Below are 18043 nucleotides of genomic sequence, written 5' to 3' on the forward strand. Positions count from 1 at the left end.
CTAACCTGCCGGGGCCAGGCAAAAGCCCATGATCTGTAAGGCCTGGGTGCGAACCGCTGCAAGGATCGACGGGTCGGCGAGCGATCCGTCCTCGGCAAAGGGACGCTGTTCGACCGAATTGATCGCGACGCCCACCGGCGTCGGCCAGCCGCGCATCGCATGAACCACGTCGCGAAGCGCGGATAGCGTCGTTCCGCATGCTGGCCAGCCGGCTGCGGTCACCACCAGTCCGACCGGCCGGCCATCGAAATAGACGCGGTCGTCGGCTCGTAGATCCTCGAGGAGGTCGATGGCGTTTTTGACGAGGCCTGAATATCCCCCGTGATAGCCAGGGCTGCCGATGACGATGCCGTCCGCGCCGCTGACCGCTTCCACCAATTCGCTCTGCGCGCTCGTGCGGCCGCTGCCGGCTTCCGGGTTGAAATGCGGAAGCGCGGCGAGCTGCGCACCGCTGAACATTTGCGTGCGTGCGCCGAGCCGCTCGCATTCGAGGAGCACCGCGCGCACGAGGCGCTCGCTCGTCGACTGCGCCGAGAAGGTGCCTCCGATGCCGACGATGGTGCGCGGCTGATCCGATAATGTCGATTGCATCATATTCTCCTGTCGGGGCTGGCCTGACCCGGGATGAGCGACGACCGTGACGCCCACCCTGTTCCCCGCGCGGCTTTAGTCCGCACCCGGGCCATGCGATTGATCGAAGGCCACCATGAGTCTTTCGTGCCGCGCCGCAATCTGGCCGCTGAATTCCGGGTGGGTGGCAATGTAGAAGCGCTTCGCCTCGACGGCGTCGATGACCATGGCCGCCACAAGCACCGGGTCCATTGCGTCAGGCGAGGCTGATCCCATGCGTGAGGCCTCCGGAGGACTGCTGACGTCAGCAAGCTGCAAGGCACCTCGCGAGGAACGCCATAGTTCCGAGCGGACCGGGCCGGGGCAGAGGACCGATACGCCGATGCCTGTCTCGCGCAATTCGAGCTCGAGAACTTCCGAAAGGGCGACGACCGCCGACTTGGTCGCGGCGTAGGCGGCGGCGCCCGGAAGAACCAGGCCGAGCCCCGCGATCGAGGCGGTATTGACGACATGTCCTGTCAGCCCCAGCCGGCGCAAATTCCTGACAACCGCCTGCGTGCCGAGAAGGACGCCCGTCAAATTGATCGCGACGACGCGCTGCCAGTAGTCGGTGGTCATGTCCTCGACCGTGACGCCGAGCGCGCTGACCCCGGCATTGTTGAACAGGAAGCGGACCGGCCCGAGCCTGTCTTCGATCCGACCAAGGGCCGATGACCATTGCCCCGCATCGCTCACGTCGAGCTCGACTTCGAGGGCCTCCAACCCACGCCCGGCGAGCGTCGCGCCCGCGCGGCGCAGCGCTTCGCGATCCCGGTCGGCGATAGCGATACGGGCTCCCGCCTCGGCGCAGGCAGCCGCGAGCGCCAATCCGATCGCGCCAGCACCCCCGGTTATGAGCGCCACACTGTCCTGCAATCGGGTCACTCCGCTGCGCCTGTTTCCCGATCGAAGGCCTTTTGCTCTTCGAGGACAGCATTGGCCACTTTGAAGGCCTCAAGTCCGGCCGGGACGCCGCAATAGATCGTTGCCTGGAGAAGAATTTCCCGAATTTCATCGGCGGTAACGCCATTGTTGAGGGCGCCGAGTACATGCAGTCGCAGCTCTGCCGCCCGGTTCAGGCCCGTCAGCATGGCAAGGTTTATCATGCTGCGCGTCCGCCGATCGAGGCCGGGGCGGGACCAGACATAGCCCCAGCACCAGGTGGTCGTGACCTCCTGCATTGTCATCATGAAATCATTGGCCGAGGCGAGCGACTTGTCGACATAGTCGGCGCCCAGCACCTCCCGGCGCAGTGCCAGCCCCTGGTCGAACAGCTCGCCGACGCTCTTGTCCTTGTCCATGTCTTCCTCCTCCCGCTGTGGCGCACCGGTGATGCGTCCCTTGTTGGTTCGGGAGGCTAGCCTTGCCCAGGGGGAGGCCGAAATGCAGGATTGCGCTATGGCCGGCATAAGCTGAGCTGGACTCGCCGGTACCGCGGCGCGCGACCGCTGGCGCACAGGGCCGGACTCGCCGGCATTCCCTATGACCCATATAAGCGATTCCGGCCTTTCAATCGCGATCGGTATCTTCGAAGTCGGCGCCAATCACACAGCAGCCGGGAGATGACCGTTGATCCACGAATATCGAGTTTACAAAGCGATTCCGGGCAAGCTGGACGCGGTCCGGGACCGGTTCCTGCAGCACACGCTGCGCTTTTTTTCGCAGCACGGCATCGAGGTCACCGGCATCTTTCAGCCCGATGGCGTCGAACATGAGCTTCACTACATGACGCGCTTTGCTTCGCTCGCCGCCCGGGACGAGGCCTTTGCCGCATTCCAGGGCGACGCGGAATGGCAGAAAATCAAGCGTGAAAGCGAAATCGATGGTCCCCTGCTCGCCGAGCAGACCGTCACGCTTCTCACTCCGGTTTCGCGCACCTAGCCCTCTCTTTGCACAGTAAGGCCAAGGCGCCATGTTGATCGAACTCGAGCAGGCCACGCTGCAGGTCGTCGTCGAAGGTCCGGAGGATGCGCCGGTCATCACTTTCAGCAATTCCCTGATGACGGACATGCGCCTCTGGGCGCCGCAGGTCGGCGCCCTTGCGGGGCGATATCGCATCCTTCGATATGACCAGCGCGGTCACGGCCGGTCGACCTCGCATGATCCCGCCTATGATCTCGATGATCTTGCGGGCGACATCATCGGGATATGGGATCGGCTTGGTATAGAGCGCAGTCATCTGGTCGGCCTCTCGATGGGCGGGATGACGGCCTTGGGCCTCGCACTCGACGCGCCCGAGCGCTTGCTGACATGCACATTGTGCAGCATGCGCGCGGACGCGCCGGATTCGTTCCGGAACAGCTGGGACGAGCGGATCGCGCTTGCTCGGGAAAAGGGCATGGCTGCACTCGCCGGACCGACCGAAGAGCGATGGTTTCCGCAATCTTTTCACGACGGGGCGACACGCAGCCTTGTCCGGCAGATGGTGGCAGAGACGCCGCTCGCAGGCTTTCTCGGCGGCGTGGGCGCGATCCGCGGTCTCGATTATGCGGGCCGTGTCGGCGAGCTTCGCCTGCCCGTGCAATTTCTCGCGGGCGGGCGCGACGGTGTCTTGCCCGAGGCGATGGAGAGCCTTGCAGGACAGGTCCCGCAGAGCCTGTTCAAGCTCTTTCCGCATGCCGGACATCTTCTCAATCTCGAATGCCCTGAGGAGTTTGCTGGCGCCATTGCCGAAATGGTGGACCGGCACCATGGATTACTGACATAATGATCTGATCGAATGGGAGAGGAGACCGGTTTCGGTTGCGGCATTTGGAAATCAAGGCGCTCCTCTATTTCATGGCCGTCGTCGAGCAGGGCAGCTTTACCCGCGCGGCGAAGCAGCGCGGCGTCACGCAGCCGGCGCTCAGCTTTCATATCAGCGAACTCGAAGACGAGTTGGGCATGGCGCTCCTCGAGCGGACGCGCGAGGGGGCAAGGGCGACCGTTTACGGACAGATGCTCTACGACGAGAGTCTGCCCATCGTTCGCAATCTGGTCGGCGCGGTCGAGCAGATCGCGACGGACGGCGACACCACCGCTGGGGGTGTCGTGCGGCTGGGCTTGCCGCCGGCGCTTTGTCAGCATCTGCTTCCGCCTATTCTCGATGACTTTTATCGCCAATATCCGCAGACCCTGCTCGAGGTTCGCGAGGGGTTCAGTTCCGCCCTGAGCAGCGATGTGGAGGCGGGAGTTCTCGACTTCGCGGTCGGCGGCTGGACGCCCGCCAACGCAGGACTGCGGCTCGAATTTGCCTATGAAGAGGATCTGCATCTCGTGAGCGGCGGTGAAGTCGCCGGCCTGTCGGGCACTGCCTGCCGGCTCGATGAAATTCCGGATCTGCACTTGGCTCGCGTCGCCCAATCGAACCCCCTTGGCGCCCTGATCGCGTCCCATATAGCGCGAGGCGACATTCGCCCGGCGCGGACCATGGTCCTCGACGGCATCGCATCGGCCGGCGCCGTGCTGAAGAGTCACTGGGCCTCGATCATACCGACCAGCGCCTTGCGTGCGATCGGACCGCAAAATATTGCGTTCGTCCACCCGATCGAATTTCCCCGCATCAGCTATCAGGTCTATGGAATAAGCAACAGCAAGGTTCCCCTTCGCCCGGCTGCCCAGCTGTTCAAGGACAAGCTGGTGGAAGGACTTGCCGCGGCTGGCATGGGCCGCCTGTCGGTTCGCGGACAATGAGTTGGGTTTCCGATATCGAACCGCTCAGCGCGCGGAACATGCGTTATTTCGTTGCGCTGGTCGAAATTGGAAGCATGCGCGGCGCGGCCGAACGTCTCAACCTCTCGCCCGTTGTGCTTCGTTCGCGCATGAAGGCGCTCGCGAAGGGGTTGGGCTTTGCGTTGCTCGAACGGTCGAAAACAGGCCTCCGCCTTACCTCGGCAGGCCAGCAGATCTACGAGCTTTGCCGCGAGAGCCTCGATGCCCTCGATGGGGTCGAACGCAAGCTCAAATCCAGTATCGCCCAAGGCATGGTGGCGGGACGGGTTCGGTTCGCGATCCATCCGGGCCTCGCCCGCACGATCATGCCGGCGATCCTTATCCCTTTGCTCGATGCGCACCCGGGCCTCGAGATTGTTGCATATGAGGTCGAGGGTGCCACGATGCTTTCCTGGCTCGAGGAAGGGGCGGTCGATATCGTGATCGGCGCGCCCGCCGTCCACCACTGGTGGCTCACCGAACTGGCCGGGATCGAGGAACATATCGTCCTGTGCAGCAAGAAACCGCTAGCTTTCGCGCCTGATGAAATGGCAAAGCTCGATCTTGCCGGGCTGGACCTCGACACGCACAATATGTCGGCTTCGCTCCCACCGCTTCCCGAAGGGTTGGCGCGCGATCCCGCCGCCTGCAGACCGCTCCTGAAAATGAACGGCCTGCTGGCCGCAATTGCCATCGTCCGCCGTACGGACTGGTGCAGTATCCTGCCGCTCACCGCGGTCATCGACGAGGTGGAGGCCGGCACCCTTTTTGCCTGTCCCGTCGCGGGTGGCATGCACCGGCTTATCGTGGCCCGTCACACCGAGCGGTCGCTTGGCGATGCTGCCGAGGCGCTGCTTGCGGTCCTTCCCCAGGCCCTTGAATCGCTGGCAACGCGTTCGGCGGCCCTCATCGCGCGTCTTCGGCATCCCGGCGGGCTCGACTGACGCCATCGCGCGACCGATAATGATTAGGCGGTTTGCAGGAGCAGCGCGGACGACGATCCCGGTGCCGCGTCGCTGCGCTTCAGTTCGGCAAGTATCTGTTGAACGACGAAGGCGGCATCCTCGAGCGGCGCGGCGCAACCGGTCTTTTTCGGACCCGATCGGTCCGGCCGGCGGTTGTTCGGCGAGGCGAAGGCGATGACCGTCGGGCCGGCCTGACCCGCCTCGCGCATGATTTGGTGCAAGGTTGGAGAGCCTTTCGTCGCGCGACCGATCAGTTCGTCGAGCAGCGCGACATCGTGCCAGGCCACCGTCATCGGCAAGCCGGATCCGGCAGACCCGAAACGAAGCGCAAGAAATTCCCGTCCGTCGATCGCCTGGAAGCGAACGAGCCGCCAGCCGCTGCCGGCACTTGAATCGAACGTCTCCTCGGCGACGAAACGAAGCGCGGGGTCCGTCTCCGCCCGCCAGTCGGCTATGTCGCGGCATGCGATGACGTCGAGGTCATATGTGCGAGCGAGTTCGCGATAATCGGCTTCTTCAGCGAGCCCGCCTTCCTTGCCCAATATCTCGCAAAAGACACCCATGGGAGCAAGACCGGCGAGGCGAGCGAGATCGACCGCGGCCTCGCAATCGGCGAGCCGCTCGAAAACACCGCCGGCGGCGGCGATGACCGGGAAGACATGACCGGGCGTGACGAGACTCGCGGAGCTGCTGTCCGGGTGGACTGCAACCGCGATCGTCCGCGCCCGATCATAGGCGGAAATACCCGTCGTCACTCCCGACCGCGCCTCGATCGAAACGCCGAAATCCGGCTGCCGGCCGTTATCGACGCTCCGTGGCTGGCGTAGAATTCCGAGTTCATTGGCACGCGTTTCAGTGAGGGCGAGGCAGACGAGGCCGCGCGCGTGTTTCGCCATGAAGTTCACCGTTTCACTGGTGACCCTGTTCGCCGCGACGAAAAGTGATGCTCGGCCGGCCCCGTTGACGAGGATCGACATTCGTCCCTTGCGGATCCGCGCAATCATGTGCTCGCGCCGGTTTGCGTCGCCGCACGGGATCGGCATTGCGTGGCCTGTCATCACCTGGCTTGTCATCCTGTAAATCCTCTTCACCCATTTGCCGGCCTGCCGTGAGGGGGCCGCTTGTTGTGCGATGACCGGCATATGGACCCGGGCGGTCGAAGGGCAGGTTCAAAACGGTGATGCAGCGCATAAGGCGCCATTGCCATTGCGCGCTCCTCGCCTGGCGGACGCCGGAAGGGGAATGGGGCATAAGAACAGCCGAGGGCGGCGCGCCCGGCGCTCCGGCCGGTCAAGCGGGACTTTGCGCAGCCGGCAAGAGCGCGTCCAGTACGCCGCTTCGCGTTATGCCCCGCATAAAGCCGATGCGGCTTGAGCGCCTCGGGGTCTTCCATAGGATTTTGGCCAGGACAAGCCGGCCGAAAAACGGAGATGGGAGATGAGTTTGCCAAGCATGATGATCGAGGCAGGGGAGCAACGCGTCGGCGCAGGCGCGATCGCGAGCCAGGGCACAAAAGGCTTGGGGCCTGCCCGCGCCGGGCTTGAGCATTTCAAGAGCCTTACGGCCAACGGCGCGCCCGTCGAAGGCTGGTTCCGGCCGGACCTCGCAAAGCTCCGGGACGTCTTCATCGGTCTCCATGCCGGTGACAATCCCGAACCCGAAATCGGGTCGGCGGTCGCCATCTACGCCGGTGACATATTGATTGCCGACATGTGGGGCGGCTGGAGCGACCGGGACCGCACCCGGGCTTGGGAAGACGACACGCTCGTCCAGATCCAGTCGGCGATCAAGGGCATTGTCGCCACCTGTATTCACATTCTGGTCGATCGCGGGTTGCTCGCACTCGACGAGCCTGTCGCAACCTATTGGCCTGAATTCGCCGCCAATGACAAGGGTCGCATCAAGGTCAGCCATATTCTCGCGCAGACATCGGGACTGATCTATGCCGAAGGCGTCGCGCCTGGCGATTTCTATCGGCCCGATGCGATGGCGGCGGCGCTTGCCGCCCAGCCCGCGCTCTGGGAAGCAGGAACGCAGGCCGGCTATCAGATGGTTACCCAGGGTTTTCTCCTGGGCGAATTGGTACGGCGCGTGGACGGGCGGACAATCGGCCGCTTCATAGCCGAAGAATTGTCGGGGCCGCTTGGCGCGGACCTGCATCTCGGTCTCGACAACGAGCAGATTTCGCGGACGGCCGACCTCGTCTTCCCCGAGGCCTCGCCGCAGCTGTCGATCGATCCGCAATCGCTCGCGTTCAAGGCCATGAGCGGCATACCCGGGCCGCCGCCGCTCATCTCGAACGCGCCCGAGTGGCGGAGGTCCGAGATTCCGGCCGCTAACGGCCACGCGACTGCCCGCGGCCTCGCGCGCATCTATGCAGCCGTCGCCGGTTCATGGGACGATGACGGGTTATTTTCCCGCGCCACGCTCGAGAATGCGATCGAAGAGCAGCATGACATGGTCGAGATCGTGCTCGGGCGGCACTATCACACGGCGGCCGGCTATATTCTCCATTCCCCGCCGATCGTCGAACTCGGCGGCAGGCCGACGGCTTTCGGCCATCACGGAATGGGCGGTTCGATCGGCTTCGCCGATCTCGATGGCGCCATCGGCTTTGCCTATGTCACCAATCGTTTGCATGCGCGCCCGACCAACGGGCCGCGTTCGACAGCGCTTATCGAAGCCTTTTACGAGGCGCTCGACTGAATCGCGCGCCGCGAAAAGACAATCACAGCGAATAAGGAAAGGCGGTCGGCAAGACTATGGTGAAAAGCATCTATTTCCATCTCCAGGCATATCGAAAACTCCCGGAGGACTTCACCGAGCGGGAGCGCAGCGTCTGGGTCACCGCGTCCAACGCTACCTATTGCGACCCCGAGGAATATGGCCGCGGGCTCAACGATTCGCTCTCTGAATATGAATATGCCGCGGAGCTCGGCTATGACGGGCTCGGCATCAACGAACATCACGAAAATGGCTATGGAGGCTCACCGGGCCCTGCGATGACGGCCTATCTGCTTGCGCGCAGGACCACGAAGGCGGCGATCGTGCTGATGGGGCAGACCCTCCCAACTCATCAGCCGCTGCGCGCTGCCGAGGAGATGGCCCTTGTCGATTGCGTCAGCGGCGGTCGCCTCGTGGCGGGAATGCCGACCGGTACGCCGATGGATACGGCCGTCATTGCCGGACTGCCGCCCGCCCAGATCCGTGACCGTTATCGCGAAGCCCATGACCTGATCCTCGAAGCCTGGAGCCGCCCCGGCCCGTTCGCCTTCAATGGCAAATATACCAAGCTTCGCTACGTCAATCCTTGGCCCCAGCCGATCCAGGCGCCGCCGCCGATCTGGATCGCGGGCGGCAGCTCGAAGGAAACCTACGAGTTCGCTGCCGAACATAATTATATGTATTCGAATCTCAGTTTGCGTGGAATCGACGCAGCACACAAGCAATTGCAGCAATATTGGGACACGGTCGAACGCTTCGGGCTCGACGATAACCCCTATCGGGCCGGGATGGTCCTCTCGGTGGCGATCGCGGAAACCGATGCCGAGGCCGAGCGCCTCTACGCCCCCCATTTTCCTCGCTTCTTCCAGATTGCCGGTCATGTCACGCCGGGCCTTTCGACCCCGCCCGGCTATATGACCAAGGACACTTTGCGCGGGGTCGTGAAGCAGATCGGCACCGTTTCCTATTATAAGCCCCCGATCGCGCCGACCTGGAAGTCGCTGGTCGACTCCGGCACGCTCATCGCGGGGAGCCCCGAAACCGTCGCCGAGCGCATCGTCGAGATCGTCAAGAAACTGCGCGTGGGCCATCTCGTGGTCAGCCCGCAGACGGCGACGATGCCAGTCGAACTTTCCCGATACAATGCGAGACTCTACGCCGAGAAGGTCATGCCGCGCCTGCGCGGCCTCTGGGACGACACGGGCTATGAGAACCACTGGTGGCCCGAGGCATGCGGGGGCACTGGCGCCGCGGCCGGCGCCGCGCGAGCAGAAAAGGTGATTGCAGAATGAGCAACGACAATCCCTATCGGGTCACCCAGGTGCCGATCAGCCAAGGCGTCAGCAAGACCAATCGCGTCTATTCGGCAGGGGAGGGCGAGCCGCTCGTCTTCCTGCACGGCCCCTTTGGTCAGGAATGGCCGTCCATCCTGACCAGCCTTGCGAAGCAATATCGGGTGATCGCCCCTGAAATTCCGGGCGCCGACGATCCGAGAGACCTCACCGCGCTGCTCAGCCATTGGGACCTGCTCGTCTACTATGACGAGTTGTTCGACAATCTTGGCCTCGAAACCTTCACACTGGTGGGCCATTCCTTTGGCGGCATGATCGCGGCCGAATATGCCGCGATCTTTCGCAACCGGGTCCGCAAGCTTGTGCTGATCGATCCGATGGGTCTCTGGCTCGACGAATATCCGGTGGCCGATTTTGTGAGCGGCGACATCGAGGAACTGCGCCAGCTCATGTGGGCGGACGGCGCGCCATCGGAGGCTGATCGTTTCCGGCCGCGGACCGATATCGATCCGGACGACGCGACCGAGGAATTGCTGCGCAACTTTCTCTCGATCGCGGCCGCCGCAAACTTCGCGCATCCGATTCCCGATCGGGGCCTCAAGACGCGCCTCCACCGGATTTCGGCGCCTACTCAACTGCTGTGGGGTGAAAGGGACGGGTTCGTGGACCCCGCCTATGGCGCGGGCTTTCACGACAAAATACCCGATGCGAGGCTCAAGATATTGGCGGGCGCCGCCCATCACCCGCACATCGAACGCGAGGCGGAATCGTTCGAGCTTCTGAGTGCATTCTTCGCCGACTGACCTTCCGGGACAAGCCCGGATGGGATGATTTTTCCATTCGGGAAGTCCGGTCTTGGCAGGCGCCCGGTCTCGCATGACGACGAAGGCACAGCGGTCGATCGCGTCGTCCGCACGGGACGTAAGTCGAAAAAAACAACGGGATCGGGAGAAAATATGGCGGGCTTGCAGCGTCCAGTCGGCGTCCCCGCCGAGACAATCGGACCGGCGGCCGCTTGGCGGACGGTCGCGCTTTTCTGTCTCCTCTATGTGTTTTCCTTCGTCGATCGGCTCGCGCTCAGCCTCCTGATTTCAGATATTGGCAGTGCGTTCCAGATGTCCGACACCGAGATGGGGTTCCTGATCGGGACGAGCTTTTCCGTCGTCTATGCAATATCGGGCCTCCCGATCGCCCACTGGCTCGATCGCGCAAATCGCAAACGGATCATATTGGCAGGAATCTTTCTGTGGGGCAGCATGACGATCCTTTCGGGTTTCGCGCCATCCTTCGCATTCCTCGCTTTTTGCCGGGCCGGGGTCGCGCTCGGCGAAGCGGTGCTGACGCCCGCCGCCATTTCCATGATCGCCGATCTTTTCCCGCACGAGCGGCGCACGCTTCCCACAGCTCTTTATGCGTCGATGGCGACCTTCATGTCGGTCGGCGGCCTGGCGGTCAGCGCCGCAGCGCTCCAGGCGGCGCAGGGCCTTGAATCCCAGTTGGGTATGGAGGCGTGGCGGCTTACCCTGGTTTTCGTCGGACTGCCGTCGCTCCTGCTCGCCGCTATCTTCGCCGTCGCGGTTCGCGAGCCGCCGCGCGGACATTATGACACCGACGCCGACCGAAGCGGAGGCGCAGGGCTCGGCGAGTTTCTGAAGCACGCCGCCGTCCACATCGGCTTCTATGCGCCTTTGCTGATCGCAACCGCCCTGTTCACGATCTTCCTTTTCGGCGTCGTCAACTGGGCACCATCCATCATGGCGCGAACCTATGGCATATCGATGAGCGAGGCGGGCTTCCTGTTCGGGGGGCTCGGCGCAGGCGTCGGCCTCGCCGCGGCATTGTTCTGGCCGGCTCTTGTCGGCCGGCTGGGTCGAAAGTCGGTCCACGCGCCCTTGCTGATCGGATTGATCGCGGGAGCCGTCCTGTCGCTGGGCGTCGGCGTTATCGCCCCGCACGCTGCCGAACTGCGGCTTTTCCTCGTCGGTTTCAGCCTCGTCCTGTTCGGAGGCAATGCCGCGTCGATGTTGCTTCCGCTGGTCATGCAGTCCCATACTCCGCCGCGGATGCGTGCGAGCGGGATGGCCGTCCTCATGCTGGCGCAAAGCCTTGTCGGATATGGCGCAGGCCCGGTCGTCGTGGCGTTGCTGGCGGCGCATTGGCAAGGAGCCCCCGCCGGTCTGGCTTATGGTCTTTCGGCCACCGCTGCCCTGGCGTTTCCCATCGCGGTGGCCGGATATTGTCTCGCCCGGCGCGCTGTCGGAGCGGCGCCACGCTGAACCGTTGCGTCGCTCGTTCGGACCCGGCCGGCGATACCCGAGCGGTTTGACGCGATGGACCGGACGACGCCCCGAGGCGCTGCGACGTCCGGTCCCGCCGCATCAAAAGGTGAGGCGTGCCCCGAGCCCATAGGTACGCGGCGGCGCATAGGATGCGATGGCTATGCTCGCGAAGGACAGGTCATAGGCGAAGCTCTTGCGAGCCGTATTGCCGATGTTGCGCACGAAGCCGTAGATCTCCCATCCGGCCTCATCCTTGCCGAATGTGATCCTCGCATTGTGCATCCAGCTCGAGGGCAGTTCGGTGATCGGCGAGGGGAAGAGGTTCGCCCTGTTCTTCGATTGATAGTCGAAGTCATATTGCAGCTTGAGTTGATAGGCGCCGATATCGAAGCGCTTGGAGATGATGCCGTTCAAGGTGAAGTGCGGCGCCTTGACCGGCTCGGTGTCGATGACGGTACCGAGCGCGGTATTATAGTCCTTCACCTTCCCGCGAAGGAACGCCGCGCCGAGAGACAGGTCGAGGCCGTCCAGCGGATTGGCCGTAAACTCGACCTCGCCGCCATAATTATAGGCGGGATTGTTGGAAACCGAGCCCGCCGTGCCGATGAAGTTGAAGGCCTGATAGTCGCTATAATCATAGTAGAAGGCACTCGCCCGGAGATTGGCGCGATTGCCGAAAAGACGCAGCTTTGCGCCGCCTTCATAGGCGATGACCGTCTCGCCTCCGAAGGGGGTTGCGGCATAGCTGATTGCGCCATCGGGGGAGGCGTTGAAGCCGCCGGCGCGAATGCCGCGACTGACACCGGCGTAGAGAAGCACATCGGAGTTCGGTTTATATTCGAGCTGGATCTTGCCGGTCCAGTCGCCCTTGCTCATCCGTGCGAGGTCGCCGACGGCGGGATTCGAGCGGCTGAAGTCGTATATGACCGGCGACCCGGGAGCGGTGAGGTCGAATACCTGGGAGTCGAAGGTCTTGCGATCATGGGTGTAGCGCCCGCCCAGCGTCAACTGCAGACTGTCGGTCAGCTCATATTCGAGCTGGGCGAACGCGGCATATGTGCGTGTGCGCTGGCTGTAGACACTTGCCGTATGGAAGGGCGTGGTGCTCGCGAGGAACGGGAAGTCGAGGTCGATATAATAGTCGCCCCGGATATCGAGGAAATATACACCCGCGGTCCAGTTGAGCCGGTCACTGCTACCGCTGAGGCGAAGCTCCTCGCTCAGTTGCTTTGTCGTGCCGCCATTGCCGAAGACATTGACCGCAGCAGGCGTCCCGTCCGAGTCTTCCGAATAGTCGAGATGCCCATAGGAATAGTTTCCGACCGAGGTCAGCGTGGCACCGCCCACCGGTCCCTCAATCTTGAGCGTCACATAGTTGAACTGCTTACGCAGTGAGCCGACGCTGCTGTCGAAATTGGCGTCCCAAACGCTCTTGAACGGATCGCGATAGCCGAATTGATCGTTGCCGGCCCCGGTTCCGTAGAAGTCGACGTTGGCAGGGAGATATTGCGGCACCCCATTGCCGTCCACAAAGGCGGGCGACGCCTTGTACACGCCCTCCCGATGCTTGGGCGACTTGTTTACGGATCCGGTCACCTGCGCCGTCCAGTCGCCCAGTTCGGCGCGCAGCTTGCCCCTGATTCCGAAAACATTGGTCTCGAAGCTGTCGCGTCCGCCAGGGAAGTGGTTTTTGAAGATGCCGTCGGACTTGTTGATCATGCCGGCGAGGCGAAAGCTCAGCCCTTCTGCGATCGGTCCGCCGACTGCGCCTTCAAGGCGGATATTGTCATAACTGCCATAGCTGGCATCGAAATAGCCGCGATAGCTGTCGCTCGGATCGGTCGTGATGAACTGGAGCAGGCCGCCCGTAGAATTGCGGCCGAAGAGCGTGCCTTGCGGGCCCCGCAGCGCCTCTGCGCGAGAAATGTCGTAGAGCGGAAAGCCCACCATCGACGGCGTTGGCACATAGACTTCGTCGAGATAGACGGCATTTGGCGCTTCCTGATGTTCGGCTGGATCGACCTGCGAGACGCCGCGAATGCTGACGAAGGCGTTGACACCCCCGCCGCTGCCGCTGTCGAAAAGCAGGCCGGGCACATGCGCGGCGATGCTCTGGGCCGAGGTCGCCCCCAGATCCGCCAACGTGTCCCCGGAGAGCGCGGTGATCGAAACGCCCACATTCTGAATCGATTGCTCGCGGCGCTGCGCCGTGACGACGATGTCACCGCCCGGTCCCGTTTCGGCCGCTGCCGCTTCCCCGCCGACCGGAGCGTCCTGGGCGAACGCAGGCATAACCCAGAATGGCGCCGTAGCGGCGCAGGCCATGAGGGCCGCTCGCTTCATCAGTTTCCCCTTGATTGTCATCTTATGTCTCCATCGCTTCCATGTCATGGCTTGGGATTGCGAACGCCGATTTTTCCGTTCGGCGAGGGCCTTGGTCGATGGCAGTGCCAAGTGGCGCGCGCGACGGGGAAGCCGTGCTCGACCCTTCGCTCCATTTGCGCTCATGCGTCCCAGCCATCACATCGCTTCCTCGAAGAGTGCGTTGATTGTGGAAGTTTAGAGACAGCGCGGCTGACGAACTGTGTCAGTTCGCGACACACGCGCTTTTTCTGCCCGCGCGCCTTCGAGCCACGGCGCAGATGTGGTCGTCAGGCGGAGGCGTCGGGGGAACGGCTGGGTTGCCGGGTCAGATCGTCGACGAGCCGGGCCTTAGAGATCCGCAGCCGTCCGGAACCGCCGCCGATGCCATACGAGGCAATCCGCCTCGTCGGCTTCGCGGGAAATGAGTTGTTCGACAACGCCGATGAGGATCGTGTGCGAGAACCCGTCGATGGCGCGGTTCAGGCGGCAGTCGAGTGCGACCAGGGCGTCGGCGAGAATGGGGGCGCCCGTCGTCAGTTCTATCCATTGATGGCTGGCGAAGCGGTCGACGCCTTTGCTCGTGAACAATTCGGCGGCATCCTGTTGGCTCGGATGCAATATGTTGACGCCGAAGCAGCCGTTTTCGAGCAGAAAGTCGTGGGCGGAGGCCGATTTGTTGACGCACACGATGATCGACGGACGATCCGCGGACAGGCTGCAGATCGACGAAGCCGTCAGGCCCATGCGCCGGTCGCCATGTCCCGTCGTGATGAGTGACACGGGACCGGGTAGCGCCGACATGGCCTCGAGAAAGTCGCCGCGGGCGACGCCGGGATGATCTGCTGTCATGCGGCGGCGCAGGCCCGCATCGCCGGAACACCGGCGGCCAGGCTTCGGCCGAAAAGATCGCCGGGAAGCGAGCCGGGCGGGGCGCTGCGCAGCACCTCTTGGAAAGGGCGCGCGGGCTCGGGGGTCCGGCGGGCGATGCTGCTTGCGTCGATCACCGGGCAGCCGAGTAGTGCTCCCAGCTCGGCGCACCGTTCGGCCGAGGCGACCTCGCCCGCCACATCGAGAATGTCGCACCAGGCAACGGCGGCGACGCTGGTCAGAAGCGAGGCCAGCTCGAGGGCAAGCGCGAGCAGTGATTCGCTGCCGGGATCGTCGGGCACCAGGCAGGGCATGACATGGCCCGGGCTGCAAAGGTCGGCGGCGCGGGCCGCCGGATTCCCGAGGACGCGGAGGGTTTCTGCCCGGTCGGCGGCCGAAATGCCCGTGTCGAAGCAGCTCGCCGCCTCGACGCTTGCGAGATATTTGGGCATTCCCGGGCGGCGGATGCGCCCCGGCATCCGCTGAAGGCCGAGGTGAAAAGCGCGTTCGGGATCGACGCCGCAGGCGATCAACCCGCGTCCCGAGCGTGCCATTTCATTTACGGTTCCAGGAAGGATGTCCCGCGCGGGCGCGAAGAATATTCCCCGCGACCTTTCGCTCGGTGACCCGGGGTGAACAAGAATACAAAGATCATGTCTCATAAGCGCCATGGCAATTCTCCATTCGCAAAAAGGCTCACTGCGTGACGATGTCGGGCAGCGGCTCGGCGCGCAGCGCGCGACGCGCGCGATCGACCGCGCCCTGCTGGAGCGCGCCGAGCGAAATGTTCGAGCGCCAGGCAACATGCGGAGTCAGGATCGTGTTGGGTGCGTCGCGCAGCGGGTGGCCGGAGGGGAGCGGCTCCTCGGCGAACACGTCGAGCGCCGCGCCTGCAATATGACCCGACCGCAGCGCATCGACGAGGGCTTGCTCGTCGACGAGGCCGCCGCGCGACACATTGACGACGACCGTGCCCTTGCGCATCTTTCGCAGCGTCTCGGCATTGACGAGATGCCGGGTTTCGGACGTCAGGGGCAGGTGCAGCGAAATGACGTCCGAATGCTCCAATATTTCCTCGATGCTCGCCGAGGCGATTGCGGAATAGCTGGCAAAGGGATCGTGGGCACGGACTTGCGCACCCAGCGCCGCCCACCACTCGGCGACAAGGCGGCCGATCCGGCCCATGCCGAGAATGCCGACATCGAGGTTCGACAGTTTCGGCGCGTCATAGGCAATCGTTCCCGCCCAGCGCCCGTCGGCAATCGCCGCCTGGCCCTGGGGAATGCGCCGCGCCAGCGCCAGGCCCGCCGCGAGAGCATGGGCTGCGACCTCGTCGGTCGAGGCGTCGGGTATGATCGAGACCGGAACACCCGCAGCTGTGGCGGCGCGAGCGTCGATATTGTCATAGCCGATGCCATAGCGGACAATCGCCTTGCAATGTGTCAGAAGTGCAATCTCCTCCGCTTTCACCTTCGCGTAGGGGGTTACCAGCACGATTGCGGCGTCCGCCATGCCGGCGCGGAACTGGTCCTGGTCGGCAGCTGCGACAAGTTCGAGGCCGAATTCCTCGGCGAGCGCGCGTTCGCGCTCCAGGTCGGGAAACTGGTGGGGCGCAACGAGCAGGGTGCTGCGGGTTCGGGTCATCTGTGAACTCCTTGGGAAATCGCTCTATGCAACGATCATGGCGCGCGCCGAGGCTCGCCAACTGTGCCAATGAGAAACAAGCGCCAGGTGAGGAGGAAATCCCGTAGCCGTCCAACCGGGTCAATCGACGCGGCGGCCGATGCGCTCGTAAAGCGGGGAGCCCTTGCGCTTCAGCCACCAGGCGACGCCGATGCCGAGCAGAAGCGCGGCATAGCTGATCGAGGCAAGCGTCCAGACGACTGTTGCGGGACCGATGATCAGCAAGGGCAGATTCATCGTGGCGATCACCAATTCGGTGCCGATGCCCGCAACGGCAATCGCGGGCGCCACGAGAATTTTCCACGCCGACACGGCGCCGCGATCCGCCCGGAAATAGAAGATCACCGCGAGCGCCGTCAAAAACAGGAGCAACAGCATGCCGTAGAAGGCGACGCCGGCCGCAGCGCCGTAAAGATCGAGCTCATTGGCGCCCGACAGGATGAGCATTGCAAGCATGACGAGCTGGACCGCGCCGACGGTGAGCGCCGAACGGTGCGGCGAGCCATGACGCGGATGTACGGCGGCGAGCGCGCGCGGGAAAACGCCGTCGACGCTGAGCGAATGCGTGTAACGCGCGAGGATATTTTGAAGCGCAAGGGTCGAGGCGAACATGCTCGTGACAAGAAGCACGGCGATAAGCTGGTTTGCGAAGGCGCCGAAATAGACGAGAAGCGCATGCGGCATCATCTCGGCGGGATTTTTGAGCGCCGCGGCCACCGCTTGCGACGAGCCTTCCGAGAGGATCAGCGCGTAGGACGAGGCGGCGTAGAAGAGACCGAGGAAGAGGATGGCGAGATAGGTCGCGCGCGGAATGGTCTTCTCCGGGTCGCGAACCTCGTCGCGATAGATGGCTGTCGCCTCGAAACCGTTGAACAGACCGACGCTGAAGAGAAGAAGAAGCCCGATAGATGGAGTGAGAAGACTGGCGGGATTCCACGGTGCGAAGCTGTGGCCCTCCGGCCCGCCATTGGCGATGAGAACCGCGTCGAAAACGAGGATGGCGATCACTTCGAAGACCAGAACCGTCGAGAGCAGCTTGGCCGAAAATTCGACGTTGAAATAGCTGCACATCCACACGAGCGCGAGCATGAGTAGCGACCATGCCCACCAGGGCGCCGAAAGATCCGTATGAAAGCTCCCCATGAGATTGTTGATCGCGATACCCGAAAAGACGAGCGCGGCGGCAACATTGAACCCGTAGGTGGTGAGCGCGAGAAAGGAGCCGCCGAGGCCTGCGGGCCGACCGAGCCCGGCAGCGATATAGGTATAGAAGGCACCGGGACGCGCCACCCGGCGGGTCATGTTCGTAAAGCCAACGGCGAAAAGCAGCATGAGAGCGGTTGCGCCGAGAAAGGCGATCGGAACGCCGATCCCGAACCTTATGTTGAAAGACAGGAAACCGAAGACGACGCCGAGCGGCGCGGTAAACGCAAGCACCGTGAAGAGAAGATCGACCGTGCCCATATTGCCCCGCAGCGCGAATTGCGATCCGGATCTGGCGGACTCGGCAGGGGCAGGCGAATGATCGGTCATTACGACATCCATATATGAAGATCGTCCTTCAACGAGC

17 protein-coding genes are annotated in these 18043 nt (G+C 63.4%); 8 read left to right on the plus strand and 9 right to left on the minus strand.

All coding sequences use genetic code 11. The features are described 5' to 3' along the window. The 3 genes from V8J55_RS17880 to V8J55_RS17890 all read right to left on the minus strand — a co-directional run bounded on the left by V8J55_RS17880 (nucleotide 1) and on the right by V8J55_RS17890 (nucleotide 1910). The gene (locus V8J55_RS17880) at nucleotides 1-591 is read right to left on the minus strand and encodes an NADPH-dependent FMN reductase (RefSeq protein ID WP_336446959.1); all 591 of its coding nucleotides are present in this window, start codon (nucleotides 589-591) and stop codon (nucleotides 1-3) included. A 75-nt stretch (nucleotides 592-666) separates the two neighbouring features. Next, a complete protein-coding gene (locus tag V8J55_RS17885) occupies nucleotides 667-1494 on the minus strand; it encodes an SDR family oxidoreductase (protein WP_336446960.1) in 828 nt (275 codons plus the stop codon). Further along, on the minus strand, nucleotides 1491-1910 hold the full coding sequence (locus V8J55_RS17890; protein ID WP_336446961.1) for a carboxymuconolactone decarboxylase family protein: 420 nt from the start codon (nucleotides 1908-1910) through the stop codon (nucleotides 1491-1493). The genes V8J55_RS17885 and V8J55_RS17890 overlap by 4 nt, the downstream gene beginning before the upstream one ends. A gap of 268 nt (nucleotides 1911-2178) precedes the next feature. On the opposite strand from V8J55_RS17890, the gene V8J55_RS17895 reads away from it, so the two are divergent. The 4 genes from V8J55_RS17895 to V8J55_RS17910 are packed head-to-tail and all read left to right on the plus strand — an operon-like array spanning nucleotide 2179 to nucleotide 5243. Continuing rightward, nucleotides 2179-2490 carry an NIPSNAP family protein gene (locus V8J55_RS17895; RefSeq protein ID WP_336446962.1) on the plus strand — a complete coding sequence of 104 codons (312 nt, stop codon included), beginning with the start codon at nucleotides 2179-2181 and terminating at the stop codon, nucleotides 2488-2490. Nucleotides 2491-2521: 31 nt separating this feature from the next. Further along, nucleotides 2522-3316, plus strand: a complete 795-nt coding sequence (locus tag V8J55_RS17900) for an alpha/beta fold hydrolase (protein WP_336446963.1) — start codon at nucleotides 2522-2524, stop codon at nucleotides 3314-3316. 35 nt (nucleotides 3317-3351) lie between these two features. After that, nucleotides 3352-4281 (plus strand): LysR family transcriptional regulator, encoded by a 930-nt coding sequence (locus V8J55_RS17905; protein ID WP_336446964.1) that lies wholly within the window; start codon nucleotides 3352-3354, stop codon nucleotides 4279-4281. Nucleotides 4282-4319: 38 nt separating this feature from the next. Next, the gene (locus V8J55_RS17910; RefSeq protein ID WP_336446965.1) at nucleotides 4320-5243 is read left to right on the plus strand and encodes a LysR family transcriptional regulator; all 924 of its coding nucleotides are present in this window, start codon (nucleotides 4320-4322) and stop codon (nucleotides 5241-5243) included. Between the two features lie 23 nt (nucleotides 5244-5266). Here the strand turns inward: V8J55_RS17910 and V8J55_RS17915 are convergent, their stop codons facing one another. Then, entirely contained in the window at nucleotides 5267-6268 is a 1002-nt protein-coding gene (locus tag V8J55_RS17915) for a 3,4-dihydroxy-2-butanone-4-phosphate synthase (protein WP_336446966.1), read from the minus strand. A 433-nt stretch (nucleotides 6269-6701) separates the two neighbouring features. Here V8J55_RS17915 and V8J55_RS17920 point away from each other — a divergent pair, with 433 nt between their 5' ends. The 4 genes from V8J55_RS17920 to V8J55_RS17935 all read left to right on the plus strand — a co-directional run bounded on the left by V8J55_RS17920 (nucleotide 6702) and on the right by V8J55_RS17935 (nucleotide 11556). Next, nucleotides 6702-7970, plus strand: a complete 1269-nt coding sequence (locus tag V8J55_RS17920) for a serine hydrolase domain-containing protein (RefSeq protein WP_336446967.1) — start codon at nucleotides 6702-6704, stop codon at nucleotides 7968-7970. Nucleotides 7971-8026: 56 nt separating this feature from the next. Then, nucleotides 8027-9280 carry an LLM class flavin-dependent oxidoreductase gene (locus tag V8J55_RS17925; protein ID WP_336446968.1) on the plus strand — a complete coding sequence of 418 codons (1254 nt, stop codon included), beginning with the start codon at nucleotides 8027-8029 and terminating at the stop codon, nucleotides 9278-9280. Next, entirely contained in the window at nucleotides 9277-10083 is an 807-nt protein-coding gene (locus tag V8J55_RS17930; protein ID WP_336446969.1) for an alpha/beta fold hydrolase, read from the plus strand. The genes V8J55_RS17925 and V8J55_RS17930 overlap by 4 nt, the downstream gene beginning before the upstream one ends. A gap of 153 nt (nucleotides 10084-10236) precedes the next feature. Further along, nucleotides 10237-11556 carry an MFS transporter gene (locus tag V8J55_RS17935; RefSeq protein ID WP_336446970.1) on the plus strand — a complete coding sequence of 440 codons (1320 nt, stop codon included), beginning with the start codon at nucleotides 10237-10239 and terminating at the stop codon, nucleotides 11554-11556. A gap of 102 nt (nucleotides 11557-11658) precedes the next feature. On the opposite strand, the gene V8J55_RS17940 is transcribed toward V8J55_RS17935, so the two are convergent. The 5 genes from V8J55_RS17940 to V8J55_RS17960 form a co-directional block, all read right to left on the minus strand. Beyond that, nucleotides 11659-13851: a TonB-dependent receptor gene (locus V8J55_RS17940; protein ID WP_336446971.1), complete on the minus strand. Its 2193-nt coding sequence runs from the start codon at nucleotides 13849-13851 to the stop codon at nucleotides 11659-11661. A gap of 420 nt (nucleotides 13852-14271) precedes the next feature. Beyond that, complete coding sequence (locus V8J55_RS17945) at nucleotides 14272-14772, minus strand: flavin reductase family protein (RefSeq protein WP_336446972.1); 501 nt, start codon at nucleotides 14770-14772, stop codon at nucleotides 14272-14274. After that, nucleotides 14769-15596 (minus strand): 3,4-dihydroxy-2-butanone-4-phosphate synthase, encoded by an 828-nt coding sequence (locus tag V8J55_RS17950; protein WP_336446973.1) that lies wholly within the window; start codon nucleotides 15594-15596, stop codon nucleotides 14769-14771. Before V8J55_RS17950 ends, V8J55_RS17945 begins: the two co-directional genes overlap by 4 nt. After that, on the minus strand, nucleotides 15487-16434 hold the full coding sequence (locus V8J55_RS17955) for a C-terminal binding protein (protein WP_336446974.1): 948 nt from the start codon (nucleotides 16432-16434) through the stop codon (nucleotides 15487-15489). Before V8J55_RS17955 ends, V8J55_RS17950 begins: the two co-directional genes overlap by 110 nt. Before the next feature lie 120 nt (nucleotides 16435-16554). Beyond that, entirely contained in the window at nucleotides 16555-18006 is a 1452-nt protein-coding gene (locus V8J55_RS17960; RefSeq protein WP_336446975.1) for an APC family permease, read from the minus strand. Nucleotides 18007-18043 lie beyond the last annotated feature (37 nt).

Source organism: Sphingopyxis sp. CCNWLW2, assembly GCF_037095755.1.
Classification (GTDB): Bacteria; Pseudomonadota; Alphaproteobacteria; order Sphingomonadales; family Sphingomonadaceae; genus Sphingopyxis.

Excerpts from the sequence above, each read along its gene's own strand:
- V8J55_RS17950 (WP_336446973.1), bottom strand. The coding sequence starts at position 15,596 with ATGTTGCCTGGCGCTCGAACATTTCGCTCGGCGCGCTCCAGCAGGGCG.
- V8J55_RS17915 (WP_336446966.1), bottom strand. The coding sequence starts at position 6,268 with ATGATTGCGCGGATCCGCAAGGGACGAATGTCGATCCTCGTCAACGGG.
- V8J55_RS17960 (WP_336446975.1), bottom strand. The coding sequence starts at position 18,006 with ATGACCGATCATTCGCCTGCCCCTGCCGAGTCCGCCAGATCCGGATCG.
- V8J55_RS17920 (WP_336446967.1), top strand. The coding sequence starts at position 6,702 with ATGAGTTTGCCAAGCATGATGATCGAGGCAGGGGAGCAACGCGTCGGC.
- V8J55_RS17955 (WP_336446974.1), bottom strand. The coding sequence starts at position 16,434 with ATGACCCGAACCCGCAGCACCCTGCTCGTTGCGCCCCACCAGTTTCCC.
- V8J55_RS17935 (WP_336446970.1), top strand. The coding sequence starts at position 10,237 with ATGGCGGGCTTGCAGCGTCCAGTCGGCGTCCCCGCCGAGACAATCGGA.
- V8J55_RS17930 (WP_336446969.1), top strand. The coding sequence starts at position 9,277 with ATGAGCAACGACAATCCCTATCGGGTCACCCAGGTGCCGATCAGCCAA.
- V8J55_RS17925 (WP_336446968.1), top strand. The coding sequence starts at position 8,027 with ATGGTGAAAAGCATCTATTTCCATCTCCAGGCATATCGAAAACTCCCG.
- V8J55_RS17900 (WP_336446963.1), top strand. The coding sequence starts at position 2,522 with ATGTTGATCGAACTCGAGCAGGCCACGCTGCAGGTCGTCGTCGAAGGT.
- V8J55_RS17890 (WP_336446961.1), bottom strand. The coding sequence starts at position 1,910 with ATGGACAAGGACAAGAGCGTCGGCGAGCTGTTCGACCAGGGGCTGGCA.
- V8J55_RS17940 (WP_336446971.1), bottom strand. The coding sequence starts at position 13,851 with ATGCCTGCGTTCGCCCAGGACGCTCCGGTCGGCGGGGAAGCGGCAGCG.
- V8J55_RS17910 (WP_336446965.1), top strand. The coding sequence starts at position 4,320 with ATGCGTTATTTCGTTGCGCTGGTCGAAATTGGAAGCATGCGCGGCGCG.
- V8J55_RS17880 (WP_336446959.1), bottom strand. The coding sequence starts at position 591 with ATGCAATCGACATTATCGGATCAGCCGCGCACCATCGTCGGCATCGGA.
- V8J55_RS17945 (WP_336446972.1), bottom strand. The coding sequence starts at position 14,772 with ATGACAGCAGATCATCCCGGCGTCGCCCGCGGCGACTTTCTCGAGGCC.